At 70.0% G+C, this 13,344-nt stretch carries 13 protein-coding genes and 1 tRNA gene; 4 read left to right on the top strand and 10 right to left on the bottom strand.

The annotated features are described in order from the left end of the window. Positions 1-126: 126 nt before the first annotated feature. The 3 genes from LZK98_RS02465 to dapF all read right to left on the bottom strand — a co-directional run bounded on the left by LZK98_RS02465 (position 127) and on the right by dapF (position 3,254). Complete coding sequence (locus LZK98_RS02465) at positions 127-1,422, bottom strand: DNA-packaging protein (protein WP_406694159.1); 1,296 nt, start codon at positions 1,420-1,422, stop codon at positions 127-129. 37 nt (positions 1,423-1,459) lie between these two features. Next, positions 1,460-1,972: a hypothetical protein gene (locus tag LZK98_RS02460; protein WP_233784777.1), complete on the bottom strand. Its 513-nt coding sequence runs from the start codon at positions 1,970-1,972 to the stop codon at positions 1,460-1,462. A 349-nt stretch (positions 1,973-2,321) separates the two neighbouring features. After that, positions 2,322-3,254, bottom strand: coding sequence for a diaminopimelate epimerase (gene dapF, locus LZK98_RS02455; RefSeq protein ID WP_233784776.1), 933 nt, complete (start codon positions 3,252-3,254; stop codon positions 2,322-2,324). A gap of 209 nt (positions 3,255-3,463) precedes the next feature. Here dapF and LZK98_RS02450 point away from each other — a divergent pair, with 209 nt between their 5' ends. Then, the gene (locus LZK98_RS02450; RefSeq protein WP_233784775.1) at positions 3,464-5,920 is read left to right on the top strand and encodes a DUF2339 domain-containing protein; all 2,457 of its coding nucleotides are present in this window, start codon (positions 3,464-3,466) and stop codon (positions 5,918-5,920) included. Here the strand turns inward: LZK98_RS02450 and LZK98_RS02445 are convergent. Then, positions 5,905-6,381 (bottom strand): DUF6456 domain-containing protein, encoded by a 477-nt coding sequence (locus LZK98_RS02445; RefSeq protein WP_233784774.1) that lies wholly within the window; start codon positions 6,379-6,381, stop codon positions 5,905-5,907. The two genes, LZK98_RS02450 and LZK98_RS02445, sit on opposite strands and share 16 nt — an antisense overlap. A 93-nt stretch (positions 6,382-6,474) precedes the next feature. On the opposite strand from LZK98_RS02445, the gene LZK98_RS02440 reads away from it, so the two are divergent. Further along, on the top strand, positions 6,475-7,038 hold the full coding sequence (locus LZK98_RS02440) for a helix-turn-helix domain-containing protein (RefSeq protein ID WP_233784773.1): 564 nt from the start codon (positions 6,475-6,477) through the stop codon (positions 7,036-7,038). Positions 7,039-7,059: 21 nt separating this feature from the next. Here LZK98_RS02440 and LZK98_RS02435 read toward each other — a convergent pair. The 6 genes from LZK98_RS02435 to LZK98_RS02410 form a co-directional block, all read right to left on the bottom strand. Beyond that, positions 7,060-7,135, bottom strand: a tRNA-Val gene (locus LZK98_RS02435). A 25-nt stretch (positions 7,136-7,160) separates the two neighbouring features. Next, on the bottom strand, positions 7,161-8,111 hold the full coding sequence (locus LZK98_RS02430; RefSeq protein WP_233784772.1) for a helix-turn-helix domain-containing protein: 951 nt from the start codon (positions 8,109-8,111) through the stop codon (positions 7,161-7,163). A 122-nt stretch (positions 8,112-8,233) separates the two neighbouring features. Further along, complete coding sequence (locus LZK98_RS02425; protein WP_233784771.1) at positions 8,234-9,649, bottom strand: NAD(P)(+) transhydrogenase (Re/Si-specific) subunit beta; 1,416 nt, start codon at positions 9,647-9,649, stop codon at positions 8,234-8,236. A gap of 94 nt (positions 9,650-9,743) precedes the next feature. Next, the gene (locus LZK98_RS02420; protein WP_233784770.1) at positions 9,744-10,040 is read right to left on the bottom strand and encodes an NAD(P) transhydrogenase subunit alpha; all 297 of its coding nucleotides are present in this window, start codon (positions 10,038-10,040) and stop codon (positions 9,744-9,746) included. A gap of 105 nt (positions 10,041-10,145) precedes the next feature. After that, positions 10,146-11,273, bottom strand: coding sequence for an NAD(P) transhydrogenase subunit alpha (locus LZK98_RS02415; protein ID WP_233784769.1), 1,128 nt, complete (start codon positions 11,271-11,273; stop codon positions 10,146-10,148). Beyond that, positions 11,274-11,399 carry an aa3-type cytochrome c oxidase subunit IV gene (locus tag LZK98_RS02410; RefSeq protein ID WP_233784768.1) on the bottom strand — a complete coding sequence of 42 codons (126 nt, stop codon included), beginning with the start codon at positions 11,397-11,399 and terminating at the stop codon, positions 11,274-11,276. It lies immediately after the preceding gene. A gap of 146 nt (positions 11,400-11,545) precedes the next feature. On the opposite strand from LZK98_RS02410, the gene LZK98_RS02405 reads away from it, so the two are divergent. Next, positions 11,546-12,970: a sigma-54-dependent transcriptional regulator gene (locus tag LZK98_RS02405; RefSeq protein ID WP_233784767.1), complete on the top strand. Its 1,425-nt coding sequence runs from the start codon at positions 11,546-11,548 to the stop codon at positions 12,968-12,970. 49 nt (positions 12,971-13,019) lie between these two features. Continuing rightward, entirely contained in the window at positions 13,020-13,343 is a 324-nt protein-coding gene (locus LZK98_RS02400) for a hypothetical protein (RefSeq protein ID WP_233784766.1), read from the top strand. The last annotated feature ends 1 nt before the right edge of the window (position 13,344 follow it).

The following is a 13,344-nucleotide window of genomic DNA, read 5'->3' as shown; positions in this document are numbered from 1 at the left end:
ATCTCGGCCAACCTGCGTTGCCGTGTCGAGATCGTCTATGCTGTTTGCGATAGAGCCGCTCATGGGCGAGTAGAGGCATTCTGAAGGTCACCCTAGCGGTCCTAGGCTATCGGCGGGGCATCCCCCTCACCCCAACCCCCGCACCCGAGCCTCCCCCCGCCGCCCGAGCATCAGCTCCGTCATCGCCCACACCAGCGCATCCGCCCGATCCGGCGACCGCCCCGGCCCTTCGTAGCCACCCCCGGCTGTCAGCCCGCACAGCTCGTCCTCGAGCGCCGGAAACGCCCCGACGTGCCTAACCTTCCCATTCTCGTAGAGCGCCGCCACCGGCTCGGCCCGCGCGCTCTTCCCCCGGCTCGCGTGGACCAGCGTCAGCGGCAATGCCGCATCCGCACCCGTCAGCACGCTGCGCACCATCTCCCCGCCGTTGTTCTTCTCGGCGATCACCCGGTCGGCGCCATGCCGCGCCACGCAACCCGCCACCGCCGCCGCCCATTCGCCGGGCGAGGCGCCCGCGACGCTAGCATCCTCTAGCACGTAACCGATCCCGTCCGCGCCCAGCGCCACCGCCACGATCCCGCACGCATCGCCGTCGATCCCCGCCGGCGGATCGACGCCAACCACCACCCGCGTCACCTCCGGCCGCCTGCGCACCCGAGACGCCTCCAGCAGCGCGCGCGTCCACAGCGCGCCGGCGACGTCGTCGATCATCTCGCCGTCCAGCTCCTGCCGCCCCAGCCGCGTGCCGCCATATTCCGCCGTCACCGCCTCGACGAAGCTCTGGGGCAGATGCGGGTTGTCGCGCGTGCTCCCCACCGTCTGCGCGATGTCCGGCAGCGCCATCACCCGCCGCATCAGTCGCGTCGGCCGCGGCGTGGTCGTCACCAGCACGCGCGGCCGCTCGCCCAGCCGCATCCCCATCACCAGATTGTCCCACGCCAGCTCGCCGCGCTGCCGCCATTTGCCGAGCTCGTCGCACCAGGCGAAATGATGCTCGGGCCCGCGCAGCGCCTCGGGCGCCTCGGCCGAATAGACGAAGGCGCGGGCGCCCGAGGAGAACAAGATCTCGCCCGCGGTCGGCCGCCAGTCGATCGTCTCGCCGTCGCGGGCGACCGCGATCAGGCCGCTCTTGCCCTCGATCATCACCCGGCGCACCTCGTCGAAGGTCGCGCCGACCAGCGCGATCCGCGCGGAGCGATCGCGGCGGGCCAGCTCACTCACCCATTCCGCCCCGGTCCGCGTCTTTCCAAAGCCGCGTCCGGCGCGGATCATCCACACGCGCCAGTCGCCGGGCGGCTCGTGCTGCTCGTCGCGGCGCCACATCGTCCAGCGCCGCTCGAGCTCGCGCGCCTGCGGGTCGCTGAGCGCGGCCAGCACCCGCACCTGCTCGTCCTCGGGCAGGTCGGCCAGGGCTTCGCGCAGCCAGGCATCGTCGACCGCATCCGCGCTGTGCCGACGCTCAGCTCTCGCGGTCACGACGCTTCTCCACGCGCCGCTTGGCCGCGGCGAGCGCCTTCAGCAGGTTGGCATTGGTCTCCTCGCGCGTCGCGGCGCGGCGCGGACCGCCGGTGCGGCGATTGGGTTCGCCATTGCGCTCGCCGCGGCGATAGATCAGCACCTTCATCGCCCGCTCGAAATCAAATGGTTCGGGATCGGCGCCGTCCGCCGCGGCGCGTTCGGGATCGGGCTCTATCCGTCCGCAGGCGCCGCTATACTCGAGCACCAGCGCCTCGATCCGATCGTAGCCCATCTCCAGCGCCTTGCGCCATTGTTCGGCGAACACCGGATCGCGATGGCGCGTGCGTGCGATGGTGGCGCTGGAGACCTCCGCATAGGCGGCCGCCTTGGTGATATTGCAGGTGAGCGCCAGTGCATCGAGGAACTTCTGCCGCTTCCTTATCCCGAAGCTGTTCGCTCTCGTTCCCGTGTCGTACCCCGACGCTCTCCGCCGCTTTCGCATGGTATCGTCCATGTCACGATCTCCCGAAACGCGAACGGGCCGGCAGCAGCCCTGCGGCGCGCCAGCCCGTTCGCTGCGAAGCAGGGATGCGGCCGCCCAACCGCTATCCCCGCTTCGAACTTGTTTCCGTTCCCTCTCCGCCGTCATCCCGACGAAAGCCGGGATCCAGGGTCAGGCAGGTTGTCGCCCGCGGCCCTGGATCCCGGCTTTTGCCGGAGAAATGAATCCTCTTTGGCCAGCTGATCCTCGATCGGACGATGGCACGGCCTGCGGCGACGCCATCCCCCGACTCGCAATTCTTCAGCGTTCTCTTTTTGTGCCATAAGAGCGTGACGATGTCAATAGAAAAGTGCCAGATAGGTTAAATTGGTTTGGCGCTTTCCCAGGCGGCCACTTCGTCCTCGCGTCGCCGCGTCACGGTGAGGCCGGACGCGGTGGCGGTGGCGAGGTCGACCTCCACCTCGCCGTCCCATTCGAAGGTGGCGTTGCCCGCGATCGTCACCATGCCGTCCTCGCCCGCTGCGGCGCGCACCATCCCGCCCGGATTGAACACGGTGATCTCGCGCCCGAACGGCACACGGCCGGTCAGGCCCGCGGCATAGGTCGACGCCGCCATCGCGCTGCCGCAGGCGTCGGTCAGGCCGACCCCACGCTCGAAGGTGCGCACGTAGAGGTCGCTTCCCCGCACCTCGACGAAGGACACGTTGGCGCGGTCGGCGAGCAGCTCCGGCCCCGCCTCGCACCACCAGCCGAGCGACACCAGCTCGCGCTCGTCGACCTTGTCGACGAAGGCCACGAGATGCGGGTTGGGCATCGCCACCGCGGTGAAGGCGCGCGCGTTGGGCAGTCCCGGAATCGTCGCCTCGATCACCGGCGCGTCGACCCTCAGCCCGACGTCGCCCGGCGCCAGCGAAGCCGGCCCCACCCGCGTGCGCACCGTCACCACCCCGGGCGCCAGCTCCGCCACCCGCTCGACCTCGGCGGTCGACCGCATCAGCTGAACGGTCGCGGCATCGATTCCCAACGCCTCGAACCCTGCCCGCGCCACGCACCTCAGCCCGTTCAAACAGGTCGCCGCCTCGGACCCATCAGAATTGAACATTCTTTGCCCGAATTTCGCAACTTTATTACCGGGTGTCAGCAGCAAAAGTCCATCGCCGCCCACCGGTCCCCGCCGGTCGGCGAGCGCCCGCGCTACCGCTGCCCACTCGGTGTCGCTCAATTCGATCGCGCGGGCGTCGATCAAGGGAAAATCATTCCCCGATCCGTGGCATTTGACGAACGTGAATCTCATGCGCGCGCTGCGTCCGGCAAAGGGGTCGATCCGACGAGAATCATGATGTGCTCCAATCCATGGCAAGCCTAGCGTTACCGTTTTTCATCGCAACGCAGTTTCGCGGCGGACGGCGTCGCTCGCTTGTGGCATAGCAGGTCCAGCGAAAGGGGCCGCTTATCTTCTCATCGTTCGTCATCCTGCTGATCGGTGTCGTCGGGGCCGCTGCCTTGCATCGGCGGATCGCCCGCCTCGAAGCGGAGGTCGAGCGGCTCCACGACCGGCTGATCGCGCTCGATCCCGGCATGTCCGTCCGCCCGGCCGAACGCGAGGTCGCTTCGTCCGCACGGCCGGCGGCGGAACGCCGCGCTCCGGCCACGGTCGTCGCGGGACAACGCAGCGAAACACCGGCATCACCACCCGAACCTGTTCCGCCGCCGTACGAAAGCCCGCTCACTGCCCTGCCGCGTTTCAATCTGGAGGACGCGATCGGCGGACGCCTCCCGATCTGGATCGGCGGCGCCGCTCTGGTCCTCGCCGGCTTCTTTCTGGTGCGCTATTCCATGGAAACCGGCCTTCTCGGCCCGGCCGTCCGCACGATTCTCGCGGCGCTGTTCTCGCTGCTGCTGGTCGCTGCCAGCGAAGTCGCGCGCCGTCTGCCGCTCACGCGGGACGATCCGCGCGTGGGACAGGTGCTGGCGGGTGCGGGTGTCGCCAGCGCCTATGGCACGCTCTACATCGCCGCCGCGCAATATCATCTGGTCGGCGCGCTCGCCGGGTTCGCGATCATGGTCGCGATCACCGCGCTGGCGCTGTTCCTGGCGCTGCGTCACGGCCCGCCGACCGCGGTGATGGCGCTGGTCGGCGGATTCGCCGCGCCGCTCGTCGCCGGCTTCGAAGCAACGGGCGTCGGGCCTTTGCTGGTCTATCTTGCGCTGCTCGTGACGGCGCTGTTCGGCCTCGCGATCCGGCGCGGGTGGAGCTGGCTCGCGATCGCCGCCGTCGCCGCGGGGTTCGGCTGGGCGAACCTGACTACGCTGCTGCTTGACGGCCGCGACGCCGGTGCGGTCGCGGGCTTCGTCGTCGCGCTGGCGATCGGCGCGACGCTGGCGCTGCCGCGCACGGGTGCACGCAGTCCCTGGCTGCTGCTCGCGCCGCTGGTTGCCGGGCTGGTCCAGCTCGTCGTGCTCGCACCGGTCCTGCGCTTCGATGCGCTGTCGTGGAGCTTCGACCTGATCCTCGCTGCCGCCGCGCTGATCCTGGCATGGCGCGACCCCCGGATGCGTGCGGGAGCGCTCGCCGCCGCGCTGCTCCTCCTGTTTCTGATCGGTGCCGGCCTGCTTGCACCCGAAACGCGCGTAACGCCGATCGCAGCCGTGGCGGCGACGCTGCTGTTCGCCGGTGCCGGCGGCGCGCTGTCCCGCACCGCGCGCGAATGGGCCGGCGTCGCCGTCATCGGCCTCGCCGGACCGGTGCTTGTCGCCCATGGTCTCGCTCCAACCCTGCTCGCACCGTCCGCCTGGAGCGCGATCGAGCTGGCCCTCGCCGCCGCCGCCCTCGTGCTTGCCTGGCGCCACCGCGATCGCGCGGGCAGCAGCGATGCCGGGCTGGTCGGCGGCACCGCCGCTGCCGCGCTGCTCGCCGGCATCGCGCTCGCCACCTGGGTCCCCCCGCTCTGGGCGAGCCTGCCCGTTGCCGCCATCACGGTCGGCCTCGCCTTCTGGGCAAGGCGCTGGCCTGATCCGGCTCTCGCACGGCTCCCGACGCTCGCCCTGGTTGCGCTGGTGCTGCTCGCGATGCAGCCGCTCATCGGCATGGCGGGCCTCATCGGCGAATCGCTGATCGGCAACCACACGCCTTACACGCACCTCCCGCCGCTCGCCGACCTGCTGCTGCGCGTCGGCGTGCCCGGTCTCGCCGTCGCCGGTCTCCTCGTCCTCGACCGCACCGCCTTCGCGAGCGGCCGCCCGGGTGCCGGTGCCGTCGCCGTCCTGTTCATCGCGGCGGCGCTCTACGCGCTCGCCAAGCAACCGCTGGCGATCGCCACGCCTGAGCGCTTCATCACCTGGGGATTCACCGAGCGCGCCATCATCACGCTCGCTTTCCTCGCCGCCGGCTGGCTCGCCTGGCGGTTGCGGCGCGATGTCCTCGGCAACCTGCTCGCCGGTATCGCCCTGCTGCGCATCCTCTGGTTCGACCTGCTGATCCTCGACCCGCTCCACACGCCCCAGCTCGTCGGTCCTGCGCCGGTCGCCAATGCGGCGGTGCTGCTCCCGGCGATCGCGGCGGCGCTGCTCGTCCGGCGCATGGGCGTCTGGCGCATCGCCTGCCTCGCGCTCACCGCGCTCGCCGTCGCCGCCGCCGTCCGCCAGCTCGCCCATGGCAGCCTGCTCACCGGCCCGGCCGGCAGCGGCGAGAACTGGGGCTATTCGGCCGCCTTCCTGCTGCTCGCGATCGCATGGCTCTGGCGCGGCATCGCGACGCGGTCGCATACACTGAGGAGCTTCGGGCTCGGCCTGCTCACGCTGGTGGTGCTCAAGGTATTCCTGCTCGACATCGCCTCGTCGGGCGGGCTGCTGCGCATCGTCTCGCTGCTCGGGCTGGGGATCGCGCTGATCGGGATCGGCTGGGCCTATCGCCGCGTCTTCCCCAGCACCGTGGCGGAGGACCCTCAGCCCAGCCCGTAATGGTCCGCCAGCCGGTCGAGCGCCAAGCCGAGCACCAGCTTGCCCGACCGACTCGGCCAGCCGAGCGCCTTCTCCGCCATCGTCAGCCCTTCGCCCGCGCACACCACGCGCCACAGCACGTCGCCGAGCCCGGCGCCGACCGCCTGCATCGCCGCATCGAACCGCCGCTTCGCCGCGATCCCGGCCAGCGTCGGATCGAGCGCGTCCGGCGCCGATCGCCGCCCGCGGCCGGCCGGCGCCGCGTCCCAGCGCATGGTGACGCGCGGGCCCAGCTCCGCCGTCTCATAGTCCGCACGCAGCCGCTCCCCCGCCTCATACTGCCGTACGTCGACATGCCCGCGGGAGCGCAGCCAGCTCAGCGGCGATTCGGCCAGGTTCACCGTCACGCTCCGCCCTCCGCGGCCGGACGGCCGCTCCGTTACCCGCCCGTCCTCGAAAACCCGCTCGACCAGCTCCCGCATACACCCTCCATCGTTCCGAGTCGCGCGAGGGGGTTGCCATAACGGCAAGTATGTAGGAAACAGGAAAAACCATATAGGTTCACGGAGCCGATCATGATCACCGCCATCCGCGAAGTCCGCCGCGCCAAGGGAATGACGCTCGAGGACGTCGCCAGGGCGTGCGTGCCGCCGACGACCGCGCAGACGATCGGCCGGCTGGAGACGGGGACCCGCACCGTCTCGGTCGCCTGGCTCAATCGCATCGCCGCCGCGCTCGGCGTCGACGCGAGCGATCTGGTGACACTTCCCGACCGCCCTGACGTTGCGGTGGCGGCCGAACTCGGCGCCGACGGTGTCCACGCGCCCCGTCGCCCCGCCACAGTCGTTCCGCCGCGGCCGGCGCCGGAGATGGTTGCAGTCACGGTTGCCAACGGAGTCGGCGATTATCGCGCAGGTGATGAGATCTGGTGCGAACGGCTTGCGCCCGATGCCTTCGGCCAGGCGCTCAACCGCGACGTGCTGGTGCCCCGCCCCGCCGGCCGCTTCCTGTTCGGCCGCCTGATCGGTCGGGAGGAAGGCAAGCTCCATCTGCTCCCGCTCGGCGCCGGTCAGCGGCAGCAGGTCGTCGCCGATCCGCCCTGGCTTGCCCGGGCGGTGCGGCTGGTCCGGAGCCTCTAGTACCTCTAGGGGATCGGCCGATGGTGGGCGGTGACGGGCTCGAACCGCCGACCCTCTCGGTGTAAACGAGATGCTCTACCAACTGAGCTAACCGCCCTCGGGACGGCCTCGATACGCCAGGCTCAGGCGCTCGCCAAGCCCGCGCGGCGGATCGCAGCGAAATAGCGCAGCATCCCCTCGCGCGCCTTCTCCGACAGCGAGACATAGGCGCGCCGCCGGTCGAACGGATCGGCGTGGCGCTCGAACAGCCCGGCGTCGATCATCGTTCCGATCCAGCGCAGCGCCGTCGTTCCCGGCACCGCCGCGGCGATGCACAGGCTCGAGACGGAGACGCGCACATGCTCGAGCTCGGCCGCGAACAGGTCGAGCAGCATGTCCCAGGCCGGATCGGCGAACAGATCGGCGGCGAAGAAATTGGCGCGCAGCCGCCGCGCCCGGATCGCACCGCGCACCTCGGCGGCGCTCACCGTCACGCCCGTCTCGATCACCGGCGGCATGCCGTAGCCGCGCGCAGGCTCGTGCAGGGTCGGCCGGATACGGCTGCCCGGCTCGTCGTCTTCGCCGCGCGTCAGCCGCGCCAGCGTCTCGGCGATCCGTGCCACCTCCGCGTTGAGCATCCGGAGCTGCTCGGCCTCGTCCCGGCGCGGCTCGTTGATCTGCGTAGCGGGGCCCTGCGGCATCGTCGCGAGCGCGGCGACGCGATCGCCGACGCCGGGGGCGCACAGCAGCTTGATGCCCGGTCCCATCAGTCGGGCGGCGACGAGATCGATCTGATCCTCACCGAACGCGACGATCACGCGCAGCTCGCGCTCACGCATCGCCGCCTCGACGTGGCCGAGCACATCGTCGGCAACATCGGCTGTGATCCCGGTCAACTCGACCATCAGGATATCGAGCGCGGGTTGCATCGCCAGCCGCTCTGCCGCGTCGGCAATGCGGACACGGTCGAGCAGCCGGGCGCCGGCAAGGGCGACCGCCCGCTCCGCCGCGCCGCCCGCACGGGTGTCGTCGGCGATCAGCAGGACGGTGGGTGCGTCGGCATAGGTCACATCAGGCGCATCGCTCTCGCTCATCGCGATCCCCTTCGTTCGATCTCTGTTCCGGTTTGCCGCAAGGCATCTATCCGGACGAGTAGCATCACCGCCGGAATGGACCCGTCACCCGCCGAATCCGTGCGAAATGCCTCCGGAGCGGATCAACCGAGCGCCTTGACGATCTCTTCGACCATCTTCTTGGCGTCGGCGAGCAGCATCATCGTGTTGTCGCGGTAGAACACTTCGTTGTCGACGCCGGCATAGCCGACGCCGCCCATGCTGCGCTTCACGAACAGCACGGTCTTGGCCTTTTCGACGTCGAGCACCGGCATGCCGTAGATCGGCGACGACTTGTCGGTCTTGGCCGCGGGATTGGTGACGTCGTTGGCGCCGATCACGAAGGCGACGTCGGTCTGCGCGAACTCGGAATTGATGTCCTCGAGCTCGAACACCTCGTCATAGGGGACGTTGGCCTCGGCCAGCAGCACGTTCATGTGCCCCGGCATGCGCCCGGCGACGGGATGGATCGCATATTTGACGCGCACCCCTTCTTCCTTGAGCTTGTCGGCCATCTCGCGCAGCACGTGCTGCGCCTGCGCCACCGCCATGCCGTAGCCGGGGACGATGATCACCTGCTCGGCCTGGCTCATCAGGAAAGCCGCGTCCTCGGCCGAGCCGCGCTTCCACGGCCGGTCGATCGCCGCGCCGCCGCCGACGGCCGCCGCGTCGCCGCCGCCGAAGCCGCCCGCGATCACCGAGAGGAAGCTGCGGTTCATCGCCCGGCACATGATGTAGGAGAGGATCGCGCCCGAGCTGCCCACCAGCGCGCCGGTGATGATCATCGCGGTGTTGTGCAGCGTGAATCCCATCGCCGCCGCCGCCCAGCCCGAATAGCTGTTGAGCATGGAGACCACGACCGGCATGTCCGCGCCGCCGATCGGGATGATCAGCAGGAAGCCGATCGCAAAGGCGAGTGCGGTCGCCGTCCAGAACACCCAGGGCGCCTGGTCCTGCGTGAAATAGCCGATCAACCCGAGGATACCGGCGAGCACGCCGAGATTGATGACGTGGCGCGCGGGCAGCAGGATCGGCTTGCCCGACATGTTGCCGTTGAGCTTCAGGAACGCGATCACCGAGCCGGAGAAGGTGATCGCGCCGATCGCGACGCCGAGACCCATCTCGATCCGGCTGACCGGCAGGATCGCGCCGTCGGCGCCGACGATCCCGAACGCCTCCGGATTGAGGAAGGCGGCTGCCGCCACCAGCACCGCGGCCATGCCGACGAGGCTGTGGAAGGCGGCGACGAGCTGCGGCATCGCCGTCATCGCGATCCGCCGCGCGACGACGAAGCCGATGCCGCCGCCGATCAGGATGGCGACCGCGATCTCGGGCAAGCTCGCGATCTCGTGGGTGACGAGCGTGGTCACCACCGCCAGGCCCATGCCGATCATGCCGAACCGGTTGCCGCGACGGCTGCTCTCGGGCGAGGAGAGCCCGCGGAGTGCCAGGATGAAGCACACGCCGGCGACGAGATAGGCCAGGGCCACCCAAGGGTTCACCGGTGCTGCGTGTTCCATTCCATCCCCCAAATCGTCATGCCGGCGAAAGCCGGAATCTCGTGCCGGATCGCCCCATCGCCTGAGACCCCGGCTTCCGCCGGGGTGACGTCAATCAATGCTTGGCCGCCGGCCGGTCCTTCTTCTTGTACATCGCCAGCATCCGCTCGGTGACCGCGAAGCCGCCGAAGATGTTGACGCTCGCCAGCACGACGGCCGCGAGGCCCAGCCATTTCGAGGTGGCCGATCCCGCCGCCGCGCTGGCGATCAGCGCGCCGACGACGATCACCGAGGAAATCGCATTGGTCACCGCCATCAGCGGCGTGTGCAGCGCCGGCGTCACTGACCAGACGACGTAATAGCCGACGAAGCAGGCCAGCACGAAGATCGACAGGATCGAGATGAAGTCCATTTGCTTACTCCTGCTCGGCCAACCGCTTTGCCGCAGCGCTATCGAGGGGGCGACACCCCTCCGACGCGCTTGCGCGCGCCACCTCCCCTTGCAGGGGAGGATTGTTCATGACGTCAACCTCGCGCTCACCACCTGACCGCCCTTGGTCAGCCGGATCGCCTCACCGATCTCGTCGCCGTCGGGCAGCACCGGCCGCCCGGCATCCTTGTCCCAGAAGGCCGACAGGAAATTGTAGAGGTTGCGCGCGAACAGCGCCGAGGTGTCGCTCGCCAGCCGCGACGGCACGTTCCTGTGCCCGACGATCTTCACCCCGTGCTTCTCGACCACCTCGCCGGCGACCGCGCCCTCGACGTTGCCGCCCTGCTCGACCGCGAGGTCGACGATCACGCTGCCCGGCCGCATCGCCCTGACCTGCGCGTCGGAGATGAGCCGCGGCGCCGGCCGGCCGGGGATCAGCGCGGTGGTGATCACCACGTCCTGCTTGGCAATATGGCCGGAGACCAGCTCGGCCTGCGCCTTCTGATACTCCTCGCTCATCTCGGTCGCATAGCCGCCCGAGCCCTCGCCCTCGATGCCGGCGACGTTCTCGACGAAGATCGGCTTGGCGCCCAGCGACAGGATCTGTTCCTTGGTCGCCGAACGCACGTCGGTGGCCGAGACCTGCGCCCCCAGCCGCCGCGCGGTCGCGATCGCCTGGAGCCCGGCGACGCCGACGCCCATCACGAAGACCTTGGCGGCGCTGACCGTGCCGGCCGCGGTCATCATCATCGGAAAGGCGCGGCCATATTCCGCCGCCGCGTCGAGCACCGCCTTGTAGCCGGAGAGGTTCGACTGCGAGGACAGGATGTCCATCGACTGCGCGCGGGTGATGCGCGGCATGAACTCCATCGCCAGCGCTTCGAGACCGAGCTTGGCGTAGTCGTCGACCCGTGCCCGCTCACCGAAGGGGTTGAGCCCCGCCACCAGCCATGCGCCGGGCTGCACGCCGGCCAGGCTCGCCGGATCAGGTCCCTGCACGCCGAGCAGGATGTCGGCGCCCTTCACCACCTCGGCGCGCGAGCCCAGCGTCGCTCCCGCCGCGGCATAGTCGGCGTCGGCATAGGAAGCGGCCTCGCCGGCGGCGGCCTCGACCGCCATCTCGGCGCCGAGCGCGACGAACTTCTTCACCGTCTCCGGCACGGCCGCGACGCGGCGTTCGCCGGCAGCCCCCTCCTTGAGGACGGCGATCCGCACTTAGCTGGCGATCAGCAGGATGACGGCGAACGCCACCAGGAAGCAACCGAGCGCGCCCCATTTCAGCAGCGCCATCACCCCGTGATAGGTCGCCTCGTGCGCCTTCATGTCGGTCTGCTCGGCCATTCGCATCCATCCCCTAGCTGCTGTGGCCGCCGTCTTACCCACCCGGCCGCCGCCCCTCAAGTCCCGGTGCGAGACGCGCTTAAGGCGGCCTTTACCGAACCGCACCTAAAAGTCGCTGACCTGATCTGGGACAGTGGGATAGGATTATGACGCGGAACGGCCAGCGCGTGCTGATGCTGATCGACGACGAGCCGGCGCAGCGCCGCCTGGTCGCCGCCATCGCGGCGCGGCGCGGGTGGCGGACGATCTTCGCGGGCGACGCGGAGACGGCGATCGCCACGCTCGGCACCCCCGATGGCATGGCGCTCGACGTGGTCCTGCTCGACCATTGGTCGCCCGACGCCGATGCCGGCTCGCTGATCCGCGAGATCCGCCTGCGCCGCCCGGCGCTGCCGCTCTTGATGCTGACCGCCAATGGCTCGGTCGCCGCCGCGGTCGACGCCATGCGCGCCGGCGCCACCGATTTCCTGGTCAAGCCGATCGGCGCCGAACGCCTGCTCGCCGCGCTCGATACCGCCGTGGGCGGCAGCGCCGCCGGTGAGCTCCGCCCGCTGACGGAGAAGATTCCCGCCGCACTCGCCTTCGACGAGATCGTCGGCGCCGCACCGCAGTTCCGCGCCGCGCTCGCCATTGCCGCCAAGGCCGCGCGCGCCCGCGTGCCGGTGCTGATCGAGGGCGAAAGCGGCGTCGGCAAGGAAGTGGTGGCGGAGGCGATCCACGCCGCCTCGCCGCGCGGCCGCAAGGCCGTAGTCCGCGTCAATTGCGGCGCGATCCCCGCCAACCTCGTCGAATCCGAGCTGTTCGGGCATGAGAAGGGCGCATTCACCGGCGCGTTCGAGCGCAAGATCGGCCGTTTCCAGGAGGCCGACGGCGGCACCCTGTTCCTCGACGAGGTCGGCGAGATGCCGCTGGAGGCGCAGGTCAAGCTGCTGCGCGTGCTCCAGTCGGGCGAGATCCAGCCGATCGGCGCGCGCCACACCAGCGAGGTCGACGTCCGCGTCATCGCCGCGACCAACAAGACTTTGGTCGAAGAGGTCGAGGCGGGCCGGTTCCGCGAGGACCTTTATTATCGTCTCAATGTGGTGCAGGTGACGATCCCGCCGCTGCGCGAGCGGCCGGACGACATCGCCCCGCTCGCCCGCCACCTGCTCGGCCGCATCGCCACCCAGCCGGGGCTGAGGCCGCTCGGCATCACCGACGATGCGCTGTCGCTGCTGGTCCAGTACGACTGGCCCGGCAACGTCCGCCAGCTCCACAACGCGCTGTTCCGCGCCGCGGTGCTGTGCGACGGCGATGCGCTGACGCGTTCGGATTTCCCGCAGATCGCGACGCTCGCCGGGGTGCGCCAGGGCGGCCCGGCCGGCAGCCTCGCCGGCGCGAGCGGCGTCACCTTGTTCCGCCCCGACGGCAACCTGCGCGCGCTCGAGGAGATCGAGGCCGATGTCATCCGCCTCGCGATCGGCCATTATCGCGGCCGCATGACCGAGGTCGCGCGCCGGCTCGGCATCGGGCGTTCGACGCTCTACCGCAAGCTCGGCGAGCTCGGCATCGACCAGAGCAGCGCCGCCTGATGGGCAGCGGCGGAAACATCATGCTCGTCTATCCAACGGGGAGCCCGTCATGATCGACTTCATCGCACTCGTCGCCGCCGTCGCCTTCGCTCTGATCATGCTCTATCGCCTCAGCGCAGCCGCCCCGGCGGCGACCCGCCTGGCCGCATCAGTGGCCGGACTCGCCGGCGGTCTGTTCGGCATCGCTCATTGGCATGCGATCGGCGATTCGCGCTGGCTGGTCGGCGCGGGGCTGGTCCTGGCGGCGACCGTTCTCGGCTGGATCGGCGCGTCCCGCCTGCTGCGGATCGCCGCGGCCGTGCTGGCCGTGCTAGGCGGACTGCTCATCGTGATCGCCTTCGCGACCGGATTTCAGCCGATCCAGCCCGTTTGAT

Origin of the sequence: Sphingomonas cannabina, from assembly GCF_021391395.1 — a bacterium.
GTDB lineage: Bacteria > Pseudomonadota > Alphaproteobacteria > Sphingomonadales > Sphingomonadaceae > Sphingomonas > Sphingomonas cannabina.
The sequence above is the reverse complement of the archived record's forward strand: the minus strand, read 5'-3'. Positions and strand labels throughout refer to the sequence as shown.

Coding starts and splice junctions, on each gene's coding strand:
- LZK98_RS02460 (WP_233784777.1), bottom strand. CDS start 1,972: ATGGACGATACCATGCGAAAGCGGCGGAGAGCGTCGGGGTACGACACG.
- dapF (WP_233784776.1), bottom strand. CDS start 3,254: ATGAGATTCACGTTCGTCAAATGCCACGGATCGGGGAATGATTTTCCC.
- LZK98_RS02445 (WP_233784774.1), bottom strand. CDS start 6,381: ATGCGGGAGCTGGTCGAGCGGGTTTTCGAGGACGGGCGGGTAACGGAG.
- LZK98_RS02440 (WP_233784773.1), top strand. CDS start 6,475: ATGATCACCGCCATCCGCGAAGTCCGCCGCGCCAAGGGAATGACGCTC.
- LZK98_RS02430 (WP_233784772.1), bottom strand. CDS start 8,111: ATGAGCGAGAGCGATGCGCCTGATGTGACCTATGCCGACGCACCCACC.
- LZK98_RS02425 (WP_233784771.1), bottom strand. CDS start 9,649: ATGGAACACGCAGCACCGGTGAACCCTTGGGTGGCCCTGGCCTATCTC.
- LZK98_RS02420 (WP_233784770.1), bottom strand. CDS start 10,040: ATGGACTTCATCTCGATCCTGTCGATCTTCGTGCTGGCCTGCTTCGTC.
- LZK98_RS02410 (WP_233784768.1), bottom strand. CDS start 11,399: ATGGCCGAGCAGACCGACATGAAGGCGCACGAGGCGACCTATCACGGG.
- LZK98_RS02405 (WP_233784767.1), top strand. CDS start 11,546: ATGACGCGGAACGGCCAGCGCGTGCTGATGCTGATCGACGACGAGCCG.
- LZK98_RS02400 (WP_233784766.1), top strand. CDS start 13,020: ATGATCGACTTCATCGCACTCGTCGCCGCCGTCGCCTTCGCTCTGATC.